Here is a 16,399-nt window from a genome sequence, read left to right on the forward strand (position 1 = left end):
CGGCATTCCTGCAGGCTGCGACGGCCTTGAACCTGGTCGACGGTCCGTGCCGGTCATCGGCCAACCGGGCCAGGCCCGCGTTCGGCCAGCAGCCCGGCAGCCAGACGCTGGTCCCGGCTCCGGCCACGCCGAGGACCGGACCTGAGACAGCGGGACGCGACGTAGTTCTCGACTAGTAGTTGTCGACCGCGTTGACCCGGTCGGGCCAGTAACGCTGCCCGGGCGCGGCGACGTAGTGCTCCCACCTGGGCTGGTCACCGGTCGGATGATCGCCCAGCACGGTGACCCGCTGACCACGGCGCAGGTCGCGGTAGTCGTTGACCGCGTAGTGCTGGGTGACGCGGTTGTCCCAGATCGCGATGTCACCGGCCTGCCAGCGGTAGCGGCAGGTGAACTGCGGTCCCTCGGAGAACCTGAACAGGTACTCCAGGATCGCGTCGCTCTCGTTGCGGGTCAGCTGCGGGATGTGCGAGGTGAAAAGCCTGTTGACATAAAGCGAACGGCGGCCGGTCTCCGGGTGCACCCGCACCACCGGGTGCTCGGCGCGGCTGGTGAACTCGTTGCCGATCCGGATCACGTGGATCGCGGTCAACCCGTCCAGGAAGTCTCGCAGCGGCGCGGACAGCTCCTCGTACACCATGCACTGGTTGGTGAACATGGTGTCGCCGCCGGTCTGCGGAACCTTCAGCAGCTGCAGGATGGACACCTGCGGCGGGCTCTGGTGAAAGGTCATGTCGGTGTGCCAGACGTCGACCTTGCCGCCCTCTTCGGAGTTGATGATGACGATCTCCGGGTAACCCTCCAGCCGGGGCAGGTAAGGGTGCAGCTCGACCTCGCCGAAGCGCCGGCCGAGCGCGATGTGCGCCTCGGGCGTCATGCCGGTCTGGCCAGTGATGAACACCACTTGGTGGGCCAGCAGCAGTTCGTGGATGCGATCGAAGCCCTCGTCGGTGAGCGTGTTCACGTCGATGCCGTGGAGCTCCGCGCCCAGCGCGCCCGCCACCAGCCGGACCTCGGGCTCGATCGAAGTGGTCACCGTCAGTTCCTTCCGATTTACAGCGCGCCTGATGTCGGCACGCCAGCGCATCCTCTCAGGTCGGGCAGCCCGCCACCAGCGCCTTGACTCGGTTGCGCGGGCCTTGACAGAATCCGCCGGTGCCCGGCGACCGCCGTGCGGGCCTTGGCGTAGTGAGAAAGGCTTATCCAGCATGGCGGTCGACTACCCGGTCAATGATGACCCGGATGCCCGGCTCAACCGATTGGTCGACCTCGCGACGCCGTTCGCGGTGCGCACCGCGGTCACCCTGCGCGTTCCGGACCAGATCGCGGCCGGCGTGCACCAGCTGGATGACCTGGCCAAGGCCTGCGACGCCGACCCGGGCGCACTCGCCCGGCTGCTGCGCTACCTGGTGCACAAGGGCGTCTTCACCGAGGCCTCGCCCGAGGTGTTCGGGCTGACCGACGTCGGCGAGCTGCTGTGTGACCGGAGCGGCGGTGGCCGCGGGGCCTATCTGGATCTGGCCAGCAACGGCGCCCGGACCGAGCTCGCGTTCATCGCGCTGCCGCACGCCATCCGCACCGGTGAGCCGAGCTATGCGCAGGTGCACGGCCGTGACTACTGGGCCGACCTGGACGCCGATCCGGCCATGCGTGCCTACTTCGACGAGCTGATGCTGAGCCAGCAGCGGTTCACCGCGCCGCAGGTGGCCACCCTCTATCCCTGGCACGAGGTCGGCCACGTCACCGATGTGGGCGGCGGCTCCGGTGGGCTGCTGGCCGAGCTGCTGGTCACCCATCCGCACCTGCGCGGCACCCTGGTGGACCGGCCCGAGCCGGTCGCGACCGCGGCGCAACGGTTCGCCGAGTGCGGCGTCACGGACCGGGCCGAGGGGGTGGCCGGGGACTTCTTCAGCCCGCTGCCGGCCGGCGCGGACGTCTACGTGGTGTCGCGGGCGCTGACGGACTGGAGCGACCGGCACGCGACCGCGATCCTGCGCCGGTGCGCCGAAGCGGCCGGGCCCACCGGCCGGGTGCTGGTGGTCGAGGTGCTGCCGACCGAGCCGTACGTCGCGCACCTTTCCTCCTACGACCTGACCATGCTGGTCTCGGTCGGCGGCCGCGAGCGCGGGGAGGCCGATCACGTCGCGCTGGCGGCCGACGCCGGTCTGGCGCTGCGCAACACCTACTCCGGTCCTGCCGGTCTCACGCTGCTGGAGTTCACGGCCGGCTGAGACCCAGCCGGATCGGACCGGTGAGGCTCAGCCGGGTTCGATCGCGATCATGCACAGGTAGCGCAGGTCAGGGTCGTAGTCGGCGGCCACCAGCAGGCTCGTGCGGTTGACCCCCGGTTCGTCGCGGCCCCCCGGTTCGTCGCGGCCCCCCGGTTCGTGAAGGGCGTCCAGTTCGTCGATCAGCTGCCACCAGATTCCGGTCGAGGGCTGGTCCGCCGGCCCGACCCGCACCTGCTCGCCCGGCTGCCGCTGCCAGACGGCAGCCAGCGCCTGGCTCAGCACCAGGCGCACCTCGCGGTGGCCGCCCGACAGCTCGGCGAGGTCGGCGTCTGCCTGGCCGGCCACCGCGGCCGCTGCCAGGTTGGGCCGCTGGGTCAGGGCCACCAGCCGCGCCTGGCTCGGCCGGCCAGCTGACCCGTTCACGGTTGGCCCGCTCGTTACGGGGCCGTTCTCGAAGAGCAGCGCGACGCCGCGGTGCTGGGCCGGCAGGTCGGTGCCGTCGCCGTAGGGCAGTGCCGCCTGCTCCACGACGATCACCAGCGACCGGCTGGGCTCAGCCGAAGTCGAGTAGTCCCGGGCGATGCGCAGCCCGCTGTAGGCCGCGGCCGAGCCCTGGTCAGAGATCGCGAAGGACGTCGGGTTGCCCGGGCAGACATGGCTGAGATAGGTCGCGGTCGCCCGGCCCGGCTGCAGGTCATGGATCGAGTACGCCAGCACCAGCAGGTCGACCGGCTGGTCCGCCGAGGTCACCGCGCTGATCAGCGTCTCGGCCATCTCGCCGTAGGAGTGGCCCTGCGCCGGCGCCAACACCAGTGACGCCTCGGCCGGCGCGGGACGTTCTGGCAGCTCCGACGGGTAGGACCGGATCAGATCGGACAGGTAGGCGCCCACCGCCGCGCGGTTGCCCGGATCGGAGAGAAACTCGGCCGAACCGTCGAACGTGCGGCGCTCGGCCCGGATCAGCCGCAGGCCGGCTCCCGGCGATTCGGGCGCCGGCGTGCCCGAAACAGGCATCGGGCCTAGCCCGGGCGGTGGTTGCCGGCGACGAACGTCGCCAGATCTCCCACGGTGTGGATCTGATCCTGGTCCATCTGCTCGACGTCGATCTGGATGTCGAGCTGCTCTTCCAGCCGCAGCAGCAGTTCCAACCCGAGCAGCGAGCTGACCATGAGCTCGTCCATCAGGCGCATGTCCTCGGTCACCGGCTCGTCGCGTTCGAGCAGCAGGACCAGCAGCTCGGCGGTCGTCCGGACCACCTTCTGCTGGAAGTCGGCGTCCACGCCGGTCTCGGGTAATGCCATCTCAGTCTCTCCTAATTATCAGTGCCCGAACTGTAGTCAGTGTTCGAACACCATGGCGGCGAAAGTGGCGCCGTGGCCGGCGCCGACGCTGGCCACCAGGTAGCGGTCACCGGGATTGAGCAGCCCTCGCTGGCAGGCGGTCTGGTAGTTGAGGAATGCGTCCGCGCAGAATACGTGCCCGTTGCCGGTGACGTTGTCCAACAGCACTTGTTCCACCGGAAAGCCCAGCAGCCGGCACATCCGCTGCCAGGTCACCAGATTGACGTTGTGCGGCAGGATCAGCCGGATGTCCTCGAGTCCCAGGCCGGCCTGGTCCAGCGCCTGGCCGATCACCTCTGCCAGCAACGGCCGGTACTGCAGCTGGAACTCCTCGCCGGACACGCCCCCCGCCGTGTCGAACTCGCCGCGCTGCGAGCAGGCATAGGCCAGCAGCCGGTCCCGGAGGCCGGTGGCGCTGACCAGGCAGGCCGAGGCGCCTTCGCTGAACAGCGACATTCCCGGCAGCAGCTGCGCGTCGCGGGTGAACGCCTTCTCGCCGGTGAGCACCAGGGCGAGCGGTTCGGCGCCGGGCTCCGGGCTCGGCCCGGCCGCGGCGTCGGCGGCCAGCAGCCGGCCGGCCAGGTCGATCGCGAGCAGTGAACTGGCGCAGGACTGCTGGGTGACGGCGAAGCTGAGCGCATGCTCCAGGCCGAGCTGGCGGCAGACGTCGGCCAGCGGGTTGTGCGGGTGGGGCACCACCGTCGAGAACGCCCGGGCCCACAGCACGTAGCGGACCCGATGCTCCTGCCCGCGCAAGGGAATCAGCGCGGCGGCGCCCAGCAGCAGGTCGGTCAGCGAGGTGTCCGGGTCCCGGCAGACCTCGCCCAGGCGGTGGAACCGCCGGAACAGCTTGACCTCCATCTCGGTCAGCCCGAGCGGTTCGGCCAGGTCTTCGACGGTGAGCCGGGCGGCCGGCTGGTAGGCCGCGACGGCGTCCAGGGCGGTCACCGTGGAAGGATACCGGCGTGGCCCGCTTCCTCATCGTGGTGCTTCCGCTGACCGGCCACCTCAACGCCGCGCTGGCTCTGGGCCAGGCCCTGGTCCAGGGCGGTCACGACGTCGCCTGGTGCGGGCCCGAGAGCGACCTGCGCCCGCTGGTGGGCCCGCAGGCGAGGATCTACCCGACCGGCAAGCGCTATTACCGCCAGCACGGCGGCACCGGCATCGAGGCCGCCCGTGCCCTCTGGACCGGCTACCTGATCCCGCTGAACCGGTTCATCCTCGAACCGGCCGACGCCGCCGTCGTGGATTACCGGCCCGATGTCGTGGTGGTCGACCAGTACGCGGTGGCCGGCGCGCTGGCCGCGCACCGGCACGGGGTGCGCTGGGCCAGCTTGTGCACCGGCGCCATGGAGCTGACCCCGCCGAGCTGGGAACTGCCCGGACATCAGGAGTGGGTGACCGAGCAGCTGGCGCGGGTGTGGGCGATGGCCGGGCTTCCGGTGGATGAGTCGATTGACCTGCGGTTCTCGCCGTACCTGGTGCTGGCCCTGACCAGCCCCGCGCTGGTCGGCGCCGCGCCGCTGCCGCCGCAGTGCAGGCTGGTGGGCCCGATCCTGGGCAGCCGGCCGAATGATCCCGGTTTTGCTTGGCAGGACTGGGATGTCGAACGCCGGCACGTGCTGGTCACCGTCGGCACCCTGGCCGATCATCTGGCGCGTGAGTTCTACCCACGGATCGTGGCGGCCCTGGACCTGCTGGCCGATCGGGTGCAGGCAGTGGTCGTCGCACCCACCGCCACTGTGGCCGGGTCGGCCGGCCGGCTGCTGGTCGCCGAGCGGGTGCCGATGCTCGAACTGCTGCCGCGACTGGACGCGGTGGTGTGCCACGGCGGGATGGGCACCGTCACCGAGGCACTGGCGCACGGCGTGCCGCTGGTGGTGGCGCCGATCCGTTTTGACCAGCCGGCCCTGGCGGTCCAGGTCGCTGACGCCGGCGCCGGTATCGCGGTGCCCTTCGCCTCGGCCGGTGCGGGGGAGCTCGCCGCCGCGCTCACGGCGGTGCTGGACGAGCCGGGCTACCGGGCGGCCGCGCACCGGGTCGCTGATTCCTTCGCAGCCGCCGGAGGAGCCGTGGCCGCGGTTGCGCTCCTCGCGGAACTGGCCTCGGACATCGGCTGATCCGGCTTCCGATCACACCCTTCCGCCAGCCCGGGCGGTGTTACTGTGTCGGGCGTGATCATGCCGGCAGCCGAGGATTTCCAGTGGGCGCGGCAGAAACGTGCCACGGTGCGGGCCGCTGGCGGCGTGCTGGACCTGGTGCTGCCGCTGCGGGTCGGCAGCGACGGGCCGGCGCTGTTCTGCGCGCACCCGATCGTGGGTCTGAGCTGGTGTTACCGCGCGCTGCTGCCACACCTGGACGAGCGGCATCCGGTCTACGGCCTGCAGCCGCGGGGCCTGCGGCGTCCCGAGCCGCTGCCCGCCACCATGGCAGAGATGGCGCGCGACTACGCCGACCAGATGCGGCTCACCCAACCCGAGGGCCCGTATCACCTGCTGGGATGGTCACTGGGTGGCAACATCGCCTTCGCGGTCGCCGAGGAGCTCGAGCGGCGCGGCTGCCAGGTCGGGTTGTTGACGATCCTGGACGCGGCCCCGACCTTTCCGGACTCGCTGACCGCCAGCGACAGCGACGCCTGGTTGCTGTACAACTTCGTGCTCGACGAGTTCGGTTACGACCCGGCGCTGGTCGCCGAGGATCCCGAGCCCGAGATGCGGTTGCTGGAGCTGGTCCGGCGGCGGCCGGGTCTGGGCCTCGCCGATTGGGCCGAGTGGCGCACTCGCGCGCTGCTGCGGGTGGTCCGCAACAACGTCGCGGTGACCCGTGGCCACCGGCTGGGCCAGGTCCGATGCCCGGTGCTCTTCATCTCCGCCACCCGCCTGGCACGCCCGCTGGAGCAGAAGCTGGCGGCATGGCAGCCCTTCATCAGCCAACCGATCGAGGTGGTCGAGGTGGACTGCCTGCACCGGTACCTGTTGCTGCCGCAGTCGATCTCGGTGATCGGACCCGCGGTGACCGAGCGGCTGGCGCGCGCGGCTGTGCCGGCCGGCTGAGCCGGCCGGCTGAGCCGGCCGGCTGATCCGGCCGGGAAAGTTCTCCGCTTTCTGGCCTTGCGGTGACTGCACTGAGGTAACCTCGCGTGGTGCTCGGCCCGGCGTCGGCCCGCCGTCGCACCGACGTCGCACGACGTCGCACAGGGAGGTTCGATGATCGAGGCCACCGGCCTGCGCAAGACCTACAAGCGCGGACGCGGCCGCAAGGCGACCCCCGTCGAAGCGGTGCGCGGCGTGGACTTCTCCGTGCAACGCGGCGAGATCTTCGGATTCCTCGGCCCCAACGGCGCGGGCAAGTCGACCACGCTGCGGATGCTGTCCACCCTGCTGAAACCGGACGGCGGCGAGGCGATGATCGCGGGCGCGGACCTGCTGCGGTCCCCGGGCCAGGTGCGCAACAACATCGGCTACGTCGGCCAGTCCAGCGGCACCTATGAGCAGTCCGACGCCCGGCGCGAGCTGGTGCTGCAGGCGCGGATGCACGGCCTGCCGAAGTCCACCGCGCTGACCCTGGCCGAGGCAGCCGTCAAGGCCTTCCAGCTCACCGACTTCGCCGACCGTGAGATCAAGACCTACTCCGGCGGCCAGCGGCGGCGACTCGACGTCGCGCTCGGCGTCATCCACTCGCCCCAGGTGATGTTCCTGGACGAGCCGACCGCCGGGCTCGACCCGCCGAGCCGCGCCCGGATGTGGCAGGAGGTGCGCCGGCTGCGCGAGGAGGGCATGACGATCTTCCTCACCACCCATTACCTGGACGAGGCCGACGCGTTGTGCGACCGCATCTCCATCATCGACGGCGGCCTGATCGTGGCCGAGGGAACCCCGATGGCGCTCAAGCGGGAGATCTCGGGCGATGTGGTCGTGATCGACATGGCCGCCCACGACACGGCCGGGGTGGTGGACGCCAACCGGGTGCTGGAGGCGCAGAAGCTGCTCGATGAGGAGTCCTACGTCAGCAGCACCGAGGTGATCGAAGGGACGATCCGGCTCTACGTCGACAGCAGCGCGACCGCGATCCCGCATCTGATGCGCACCCTGCTGGACAACGGCATCGACCCCGGCTCGGTCGAGGCCCGCCGGCCCAGCCTGGACGACGTGTTCCTGGCCAAGACCGGCCGCTCACTCGAGGAATGACCGGGCCCTCGGCAGCCGGGGACCTCCCATCTCCACACGGAAATCGATTAGTGAGAAAGCTGAAAGAAGGCGGCAGTGAAACTTCTCCGTGACACCTGGCTGATCTATCAGCAGGAGTCCAGCCTGCTGCTGCGTAGCAAGACCATGATCGCGTTCAGCCTGGCCCAGCCGATCAGCTACCTGGTGCTGTTCGCCCCGTTCCTCAAGTCCACGTTGGCCGGTCAGGGCGCCAACAGCTACGCCGACGCCTACCGGATCTACGTGCCCGGCCTGCTCGTGGCGATGGGCCTGTTCGGCGGCCTGTTCGCCGGTTACGGCCTGCTGCAGGCGATCCGTGCCGGCATCATCGAGCGGTGCCGGGTCACCCCGATCAGCCGGATCGGGCTGCTGCTGGGCCGGGCGCTGATGCACGTGACACTGATCGTCTCGCAGGGAATGATCATCACCCTCGCGGCGATTCCGATGGGCCTGCGGGTTCAGCCGCTCTCGCTGCTGGCCGCGTACCTGATGTTGGCGATGATGGCGCTGATGGCCACCTCGATCTCCTATGACCTCGCGCTGATGGTGCGCGATCAGAACACCCTCGGCATGATGGTCAACACCACCAGCCAGCCGATCTCGCTGCTGGCCGGCGTGCTGATCCCGCTCTCGCTGGCCCCGCTGTGGATCCAGACCATCGCCCTGGGCAATCCCTTCGCCTGGGCCACCGACGGCATCCGGGCGCTGTTCACCGGCAACGCCGGTGACGACGCGGTCTGGCAGGGCGCGCTGATCATCACCGTGCTGGCCGCGATCAGCGTGGTGCTGTCCTCGAAGCTGTTCAACCGCAAGATCGCCTGAGCCCCATGGATCCGACCCACCTGCGGGTGGCGCTGACCCAGGACATGCAGGTCGGCGCGGGCAACGTGCTGCTCCGGCTCGCCGAGCACGGAGCCGACCCGGACATGCCCCGGGTGAGCTTTGACCGCGACGTCGACGGCATACCGGCCTGGACGCCGCTGTCGCTGACCGAGCTGACCGAGCGGGCCGCCGCCCGGGCGCACTGGTTCTCCGAGCGCGGCGTCGGCCGGCGTGACCCGGTCGCGGTGTACGTCACCTCGGCGGCCGACGTGTTTCTCAACTACTTCGCCCTGACCTGGCTCGGGGCGATCCCGGCACTGCTCAACGGCAGCATGCCGATCGAGGTCGCGGCCGAGTTCATCCGCCGGTTGCGTGGCGTCGGGGTGCTCACCGACGCCGACCACGCCGAACTGGCCAAGCACGACCTGGGCGTGCCGATCCTCGGCGATGCCAGCGAGACCGGCGGCGGTGACCCGCGGCTGGCGCCACCGCACTACCGGCACCATCCCGAGGACCCGGTCGCCATCACGCACTCCTCCGGCACCACCCGCACGCCGGCCGCGATCGTGCACTCCCACCACGGGCTGTTCGCCGCGGTGCGGGCGGTCCGGCTCACCGAGGCCCGCCCGTATGGCGAGGTGCGCGAGCTGTCGGCGCTGCCGGCCGCCCACACCGCCGGCATCATCACCATGAACCAGGCGCTGTGCAACGGCTACCAGCTGCTGTGCCTGTCAGCGCAGGGCGGGGAGTTCAGGCACAGCGGCGAGGCGATCCTGGACGCCATCGAGCGCTGGCGTCCGACCGGGGTCTTCGGCTTCGCCGTCACCTGGTCCGAGCTGGCCCGCTTCGACCTCAGTACCCGGGACCTCAGCTCGGTGCGCAACTGGTCCAGCACCGGCGACTGCGCGCACGAGTCGCACATCCGCCGGCTGGTCGCCGTCGGCAGCCACCTGACCTACCGGCGCGGCGAGGGCACGGTCAGCGTCCAGGGCTCGAAGTTCATCGACACCCTCGGCTCGACCGAGATGGGCCACAGCGCTTTTGCCATGATCCACCGGCTGGGCAGCGACCGTTATGACCGGTGCGTCGGCAAGCCCTACCCGTTCGCCGAGGTGGCGCTGCTGGACGTCGGAACCGGCGCCGAGGTCGGGCCCGGCCAGGTCGGCCACCTCGGGCTCAAGTCACCGACCCTGGCGCTGGGCTACTGGAACGACTCGGTCAACACCTTCCGCACCAGGCTGAACGGTTATTACCTGACCGGTGACCTGCTCTACCGCGACGAGGAGGGCTACTACTACCACGTCGACCGGGCCAGCGACGCGCTCGACCTGGGCGGCGGCGATTGGCTCTACACCGCGCTGTCGGAGGAGCGGATTCTCAAGCAGTGCGCCGACGTGCGTGACTGCAGCGTCATCGCGGTCCGTGAGAGCGACGGCAGGGTCGTCACCCAGGTGCTGCTGGTGCTGGCCGCCGACGCCGACCCCGAGCTCGACCGGGAGGCCGACGTCCGGACCGCGCTCGGCGCGCCGGTGGCGGCGACGTTGCAGCGAGTGGTGACGATCCCCGACGACGGGGTGGTGATGGGACCGACCGGAAAGGTCCGCAAATTCCTGATGCGCCAGCAATTGCTGGCCGGTAGCGGCGCGAGCTGACATCGGCGATGGCACCCGTGCACCCTTCCTCGACCTTGCGCGGGTACGCCCGGCGTGACATTCTCGCTCGGCGCGCCGGAGTGCGCGATTTTTTCGATCGAATTCGCGGCGCAGCCGCTCTGTGCCTTGATGGAGTGGGTAGATGACTGACATGCACAAGGCTCGAATACACGCGGTCGTCGTCAATCACGAGGAGCAGTACTCGATCTGGCCGGCCGATCGCGAAGCGCCCGCCGGCTGGACTCCCGACGGGTTCACCGGCACCGAAGACGAGTGTTTGGCCTATATCGACGAGAACTGGACCGATATGCGGCCGCTGTCACTGCGCACGTGGATCCGTGACCACGAACAGCCAGGCATGAGCTGACTTGTTGCCCACGGAATTAGCAACGTGACTACAGCAGGACCGAATTCGGGCGTTTTAATGCAGTCATCAGGGCAGCAGTTATCTGAGCGGTGTCGGGCGCTGCCCGCCCAGTACGGGATGATCCTGAGCAGCCTGCGCTACCCCGAAGACGGCGTGTACATCCTGCAGATCACGCTGGACTGGGCTGAGGCGCTGAAGCCAGAGCCGTTCGAGGCCGCCTGGCGCGAGGTGGTTCGGCGCAATCCGGTGCTGCGCACGGCGTTCGAACTGCACGATGAGCACGGCCTGATCCAAACGGTCGACCCCGCCGGCTCCATCGACATCCGGTGGTGTGATCTGGCCTCGCCACCGGACGCTGGGCCCGACCACGAGTTCGAGGCGTTCCTGCGCCGGGACCGGCGCGAGCCCTTCGATCTGGCCCGGGCGCCACTGCTCCGGCTGAGCGTCCTGCGCCGACCGGTGGCTGACCAGCCTCAGCCGGCGCCGGCGTACCGGTCGGTGCTGACCTTTCATCACGCGCTGCTCGATGCGAGCTCGATGCGGCTGCTGGTCGAGGAGGTGTCCCAGTGTTACGCCGCGAAACTGGCTGGGCGATCCTCAGAACGCCCGCCACGCCCGCCGTTCTCCGATTTCACGAGGTGGTGGCAGACGGTTGATCAGTCGAGTGCGGAGAAGTTCTGGACCTCCTACCTCGCCGACGCCGCATTGCCGCGGGCGCTTCCCGGCTACCTTGGAGCCTTCCGGCCGGGGCCGGCCGAGCCGAGAAAGCTGGAGACGGTGCTCTCGCGTGCGGACTCTGACCGCGTCCGCGAGACCGCCCGGCTGGCAGGCCTGAGCTCCAGCGCCATGCTCACCGCGGCGTGGGCGCTGCTGCGCGCCCGCTACGGCGGCGTGGAGGACGTCGTGCTGGCGGTCACCCGGTCTTGCCGGCACGCCAGCATCCCTAACGTCGACGAGGTCATGGGCCTGCTGGTCAACACCGTCGCGCTGCGGGTCCGCATCGATCCGGCCTGGTCGGTTGCCCAGTTTCTGGCAGCGGTGGACCACAGCATCGCCGAGGTTCGGCAGCACCAGCTCACGCCGATGGCCTCGATCCTGAGCTGGGCCGAGCTGCCGGCGGACACCCCGCTGCTCGACAGCCTGCTCAACTATGACCGGCGCCGGCTGCAGACCGGGCTGCGCAGCGGCTCGGCCGGCCCGGTCAGCGCCCGGGTGGACCGGTTGCTGTCCTACCCGCTGACGGTGCGGGGTTACTCCGAGCCCGAGTTGCGCCTGGGGATGGTGTGGGACGGACGTCGCTTCGCGGAGGGCTCCGTTGACCGGATGCTGGCACAACTGCGATCCACCCTCATCGAGTTAGCCGACAAGCCCTCGACGCCGCTGGCCGAACTCACACTGGGCGCCGACGACGAAGCCGAGCTGCGCTCGCAGTGGAACAGCCTTTGCACCGACAACCCGCGCAATCCGCGCTACCCGCGCGATGCCAGCCTGCCCGAGCTGTTCGCGGCCCAGGTGGCCCGCCGCCCCGACGCCCCGGCGCTGGTGTCGGCAGCGGGCTGCTGGAGCTACGACGAGCTGGACCGGCGTAGCAACTCCTTGGCCTGGGCGCTGCGCAGCCGTGGGGTCGGGGTGGACGCTCCGGTGGCGGTGGCGCTGCCGCGTGGGGCCGACTTGATCGTGACCCTGCTGGCCGTGCTCAAATGCGGGGGCGCGTACCTGCCGATCGACCCGAGCACTCCGTTGGCCCGGGTCGCCACCATGATCGCCGGCGCCCGGCTGGTGGTGGTCACCGATGAGACCGCCGCCGGCGTGCCCGAGGTCGAGGGCGTGCCCAAGCTCGGACTGGACGAGTTGAGGTCTGAGCAGTCCGGCCCGCTACCGGTGGGCCTGGCGCATCCGCAGAGCTTGGCGTTCCTGGGCTTCACCTCCGGATCGACCGGGGTGCCCAAGGGCGTCGCCGTGCCGCACCGGGGCATCGTCCGGCTTGTCGTCGACCCGCCGTTTGTCACGCTGGGGCCCGGCCAACGGGTGCTGCACCTGGCTCCGGTCGCCTTCGACACCTCGCTCCTGGAGATCTGGGGCGCGCTTCTCACCGGCGCCACCCTGGTGCTGGCCCCACCCGGGCCGCTCGGCCTGCCCGAGATCGCGTCGGTGCTGCGCACCGCTGACCTGAGCGTCGTCTGGCTCACGGCAGGGCTGTTCCATCAGCTGGTCGAAGTCGACCTCGGTGCGCTCACCGGCGTCGGCCAACTGCTGGCCGGAGGCGACGTCCTCAATCCCGAGGCGGTCCGCGCCGTGCTGGCGGCCCGCGGCGGCAAGCCGCTGGTCAACGGCTACGGCCCGACGGAAAACAGCACGTTCACCACCTGCCATGTGATGACCGATCCGGATGAGGTGGGAGCGACCGTTCCAATCGGCCGGCCACTCCAGCACACCACCGTGCAGATCCTCGACGAGAACCTGCGCCCGACGCCGATCGGCGTGGCCGGCGAGCTGTGCACCGGCGGCGACGGCCTGGCCCGGGGTTACCACGGCAATCCCAAGGCGACGGCGCGCGCGTTCGTGCCCGATCCGGACGGTGAGGGCGACCGGCTGTACCGCACCGGGGACCTCGCCCGGTGGCGCGCGGACGGGGTGCTGGAGTTCATCGGGCGGATCGACAACCAGGTCAAGATTCGCGGCTTCCGGGTCGAGCCGGGCGAGGTCGAGGCGGTGCTGCGCTCGTTCGAGGGCGTCCGTGAGGCGGTCGTGCTGGTTCGGGGCGACGGCGCCCAACGGCATTTGGTCGGCTACGTGATCCCCGGTGACGGTGTAGACCCGAGCACGCTGCGGCCCGCGCTGCTGCGCGAGTTCCTCGCCTACCGGCTGCCGGAATACCTGGTGCCCACCGGGTTGGCGGTGCTGGACCGGTTTCCGCTCAACGTCAACGGCAAGGTGGACCGAGCAGCGCTGCCGGCGCTGGAACGGGAGACCGCCGAGTCGGCGAGCCCGCTGCAGAGCGAGACCGAGCACCGGTTGGCTGAGGCGTGGCAGCTGCTGCTGGAGGTCGAGGGCGTCGGCCGCGACGATAACTTCTTCGCCCTCGGCGGCAACTCACTGTCCGCGGCCCGGCTGATGTTCCGAATCCGAGAGGTGTTCGGCGTGGAGCTGCCGATGGGCTCTTTCTACGCCACCCCGTCGCTGTCCTCGTGCGCCGCCGCCATCGACGCGGCCCGATCGGCGGCCTCCGCGGGCGCGGGCGCGCCAGGCGCCATCAGCCGGCGATCACGCGCCGGGTACCAGGTCCGCACCGGCGCTGCCGTGGCAGCTCAGCCGACCGAAGCCGCGCCTGCCACCGCCGCGCCGATTGAAGCCCCACCGTCGGCACGTCCCGGGATCGCCCGCCGCGACCGGGGCGCGTTCCGGGTGGCGGCGGGCTCCGCGCAGCCTGCGACGGAGCGTCCCGGCGAGCTGGCCTCGCACCTGGTCCGCATGACCGATGACTGGGCGCTATGGCGGAATCTGTGCCTGCGCGCGGCCGGCTTCCCCCTCGACCTGCTGAGCGCGGTGGGTGATCCGGCCCTGGCCGAGGCCGCCGACGCCGCCATCGCGGCTCGGGCCGGCGCCGGCGACCTGGAACGAGCTGAAGCGGCTTACGCGGGCGAGTTCGACGCCGCGGTCCGCCGGCTCGGCGTCGCGCTCTACGACGCCGCCCGGTTGCCGGCGTTGCGCGAGGCGATCGCCTGGCAGAACCGGCACGCCCTGTCCACCGGCATCGACGCGCTGGTGCGGCGTGGGCCCGAGCCTGCCAACCGCAACACCAAGCACCGCCAGCATGAGGCGCTGGTGGCCAGTTACCTGCAGCGCTACTGCGCCAAGAACGACACCATCGGCTACTTCGGTCCGGTGGGCCTGTCGCAGTTCGACGACGGTCCCGGCATCCGGATCGAGCACCACGCCTCGGACAGCCTGGTGCGCGAGCGGATCACCTACCTGGAGGGCTGGTCCATCCGGGCCCTCATGGCCGAGCACACCGAGGCCCTGCGGCCCTGGCTGGTGCCGCGGCGGATGCCGTTCCTGGCGGTCGAGGGCAGCCTGCTGCGGCTGCCGCTGGCGCCGCCGGTGCGGCTGACGCCGGCCGAGGCGGCGGTTCTGCACGCCTGCGACGGCATCCGCAATGCCAACCAGGTGGCGGCCGCGGTGCTTGCCGACCCTGCGACCGGGCTCGGCGCCGTCGCCGAGGTCTTCGCGGTGCTGGCCCGCCTGGTCGAGAGCCACCGGGTGGTCTGGCAGGTCGACGTGGCTCCCCAGGACATCCGGCCCGAGCGCTCGATGCGCGCGGTGCTAGCCGGCGTTTCTGACGAAAGCGTGCGCGCGCCGGCCGAGGAGGCGCTGGACGCGCTGGTCGCCGGCCGGAACGCCCTTGCCGAGGCCGGTGGTGACCCGGAACGGGTGAGCGCCGCGATGGCCGAGTTGGAGTCGACGTTCACCCGGTACGCCAAGGTCCCGCCGACCCGCCGGGCCGGCGCGTTGTACGCAGGACGCACCCTGGCCTACGAGGAGTGCCTGCGCGCTGACACCGTCCGGTTCGGCGGTGACATCCTCGATGGCGCCCGGGACGCGCTGGGGCTGGTGCTCGACAGCGCCCGGTGGTTCACCGCGGTCTGTGGCGCCCTGTACGCCCGCCGGTTCAACGAGATCTACCGCGAGCGCGCGGCCGCTCTGGGCAGCGACACGGTTGCCTTCGCCGAGTTCTGGTTGCTGGCCAACGACATCCTGTTCGACCAGTCCCTGGAGCTGATCCAACCTGCGGTGCGCGGGTTGCAGCAGCGCTGGTCGAAGATCCTGGCGCTGCCAGCCGATCAGCGGCGGGTCGAGCGGCGCTCGGCCGATATTCGAGGCGCGGTGGCGGCTGCGTTCCCGGCCCAGCCCAGGGTCTGGCCGATGGCGGTGCACCATAGCCCCGATCTGATGATCGCCGGCCGGGACGCGGCCGCCGGCGGCCGGTTCACCTTCGTGCTCGGTGAGATCCACCCCAGCATCGTCACCACTCGCTATGCCACCTGGCTGGAGTTCCACGAGGACCCCGCCGCTATCCGCGCGGGCATGCGCCATGACCTGGGCCGTGACTCGGTGTTCATCGCCGAAACCGCCGAAGAGGGCGGCGTCAACTCCCGGCTGTCCAACATCCTGGCTTCCGAAGGCGACCGGCGGCTGGTCTTCGCGCACGACTCGTGCGGCTATGACCCGCGCACCAACCTCACGGTCGGTGACTGCGAGGTGATCGACTCGCCTACCGGGCTGCGGGTCCGCCGCCGTGACGGTTCGGTCGAGCTCGGCCTGCTGGAGGTGGTCGGCGACCTGCTCTCCGCCGTGCTGGTGCAGTCGTTCCACCCGGTGCCGCGCGGAGCGCACTCGCCCCGGATTACCATCGACGACCTGGTGATCGGTCGCGAGGCCTGGAGCTTTGCGGCCACCGAGCCGCCGTTCGCCGACACCGTCGACGAGCAGGTCCGCTACGCCCAGGCCCGCGCCTGGACTGCCCGCCACGACCTGCCGCGGCACGTGTTCCTGCGGACCACCGGTGAGCGCAAGCCGATCTACGCCGACCTCACCAGCCTCGCCTCGATCGACCTGATCTCGCGTGCGCTGCGCCGGTCCCGCCGCGACGCCGGCCCCGAGGCCACCCTCAGCGTCGTGGAGATGTTGCCCACCCCGGAGCAGGCCTGGTTGTCCGACGCCCAGGGCCGGCGTTACAGCGCGGAGCTGCGCGTGGTGGTCGCTGACCAGAAGGAAGGCTGAG

Annotated in this window: 12 protein-coding genes; 8 read left to right on the forward strand and 4 right to left on the reverse strand. The window is 70.5% G+C overall.

Going from position 1 to position 16,399, the window contains the following annotated elements; all coding sequences use genetic code 11:
• Nucleotides 1-172: 172 nt before the first annotated feature.
• The gene (locus VF557_02625) at nt 173-1,036 is read right to left on the reverse strand and encodes a TauD/TfdA family dioxygenase (protein ID HEX8079085.1); all 864 of its coding nucleotides are present in this window, start codon (nt 1,034-1,036) and stop codon (nt 173-175) included.
• 172 nt (nt 1,037-1,208) lie between these two features.
• Between VF557_02625 and VF557_02630 the strand changes: the two genes are divergently transcribed.
• Nucleotides 1,209-2,231 carry a methyltransferase gene (locus VF557_02630; protein HEX8079086.1) on the forward strand — a complete coding sequence of 341 codons (1,023 nt, stop codon included), beginning with the start codon at nt 1,209-1,211 and terminating at the stop codon, nt 2,229-2,231.
• A 27-nt stretch (nt 2,232-2,258) separates the two neighbouring features.
• Here VF557_02630 and VF557_02635 read toward each other — a convergent pair whose 3' ends face one another.
• The 3 genes from VF557_02635 to VF557_02645 are packed head-to-tail and all read right to left on the reverse strand — an operon-like array spanning nt 2,259 to nt 4,519.
• Nucleotides 2,259-3,245, reverse strand: coding sequence for a hypothetical protein (locus tag VF557_02635; GenBank protein ID HEX8079087.1), 987 nt, complete (start codon nt 3,243-3,245; stop codon nt 2,259-2,261).
• 5 nt (nt 3,246-3,250) lie between these two features.
• Nucleotides 3,251-3,532, reverse strand: a complete 282-nt coding sequence (locus VF557_02640) for a phosphopantetheine-binding protein (protein ID HEX8079088.1) — start codon at nt 3,530-3,532, stop codon at nt 3,251-3,253.
• Between the two features lie 36 nt (nt 3,533-3,568).
• Nucleotides 3,569-4,519, reverse strand: coding sequence for a 3-oxoacyl-[acyl-carrier-protein] synthase III C-terminal domain-containing protein (locus VF557_02645; protein HEX8079089.1), 951 nt, complete (start codon nt 4,517-4,519; stop codon nt 3,569-3,571).
• Nucleotides 4,520-4,536: 17 nt separating this feature from the next.
• On the opposite strand from VF557_02645, the gene VF557_02650 reads away from it, so the two are divergent.
• From VF557_02650 to VF557_02680, 7 genes are all read left to right on the forward strand, one after another.
• A complete protein-coding gene (locus VF557_02650) occupies nt 4,537-5,691 on the forward strand; it encodes a glycosyltransferase (protein ID HEX8079090.1) in 1,155 nt (384 codons plus the stop codon).
• Nucleotides 5,692-5,751: 60 nt separating this feature from the next.
• Nucleotides 5,752-6,624: an alpha/beta fold hydrolase gene (locus VF557_02655; GenBank protein HEX8079091.1), complete on the forward strand. Its 873-nt coding sequence runs from the start codon at nt 5,752-5,754 to the stop codon at nt 6,622-6,624.
• 153 nt (nt 6,625-6,777) lie between these two features.
• Nucleotides 6,778-7,758: an ATP-binding cassette domain-containing protein gene (locus VF557_02660; protein ID HEX8079092.1), complete on the forward strand. Its 981-nt coding sequence runs from the start codon at nt 6,778-6,780 to the stop codon at nt 7,756-7,758.
• Nucleotides 7,759-7,833: 75 nt separating this feature from the next.
• Complete coding sequence (locus tag VF557_02665) at nt 7,834-8,598, forward strand: ABC transporter permease (protein ID HEX8079093.1); 765 nt, start codon at nt 7,834-7,836, stop codon at nt 8,596-8,598.
• Nucleotides 8,599-8,603: 5 nt separating this feature from the next.
• Nucleotides 8,604-10,250 carry a class I adenylate-forming enzyme family protein gene (locus VF557_02670; protein ID HEX8079094.1) on the forward strand — a complete coding sequence of 549 codons (1,647 nt, stop codon included), beginning with the start codon at nt 8,604-8,606 and terminating at the stop codon, nt 10,248-10,250.
• Nucleotides 10,251-10,392: 142 nt separating this feature from the next.
• Nucleotides 10,393-10,617: an MbtH family NRPS accessory protein gene (locus VF557_02675; protein ID HEX8079095.1), complete on the forward strand. Its 225-nt coding sequence runs from the start codon at nt 10,393-10,395 to the stop codon at nt 10,615-10,617.
• A gap of 57 nt (nt 10,618-10,674) precedes the next feature.
• Nucleotides 10,675-16,398 (forward strand): amino acid adenylation domain-containing protein, encoded by a 5,724-nt coding sequence (locus VF557_02680; GenBank protein ID HEX8079096.1) that lies wholly within the window; start codon nt 10,675-10,677, stop codon nt 16,396-16,398.
• The last annotated feature ends 1 nt before the right edge of the window (nt 16,399 follow it).

The sequence above is a fragment of the Jatrophihabitans sp. genome, assembly GCA_036389035.1.
GTDB lineage: Bacteria > Actinomycetota > Actinomycetes > Mycobacteriales > Jatrophihabitantaceae > Jatrophihabitans_A.

Coding starts and splice junctions, on each gene's coding strand:
- VF557_02655 (HEX8079091.1), top strand. CDS start 5,752: ATGCCGGCAGCCGAGGATTTCCAGTGGGCGCGGCAGAAACGTGCCACG.
- VF557_02680 (HEX8079096.1), top strand. CDS start 10,675: ATGCAGTCATCAGGGCAGCAGTTATCTGAGCGGTGTCGGGCGCTGCCC.
- VF557_02675 (HEX8079095.1), top strand. CDS start 10,393: ATGACTGACATGCACAAGGCTCGAATACACGCGGTCGTCGTCAATCAC.
- VF557_02670 (HEX8079094.1), top strand. CDS start 8,604: ATGGATCCGACCCACCTGCGGGTGGCGCTGACCCAGGACATGCAGGTC.
- VF557_02640 (HEX8079088.1), bottom strand. CDS start 3,532: ATGGCATTACCCGAGACCGGCGTGGACGCCGACTTCCAGCAGAAGGTG.
- VF557_02630 (HEX8079086.1), top strand. CDS start 1,209: ATGGCGGTCGACTACCCGGTCAATGATGACCCGGATGCCCGGCTCAAC.
- VF557_02635 (HEX8079087.1), bottom strand. CDS start 3,245: ATGCCTGTTTCGGGCACGCCGGCGCCCGAATCGCCGGGAGCCGGCCTG.
- VF557_02660 (HEX8079092.1), top strand. CDS start 6,778: ATGATCGAGGCCACCGGCCTGCGCAAGACCTACAAGCGCGGACGCGGC.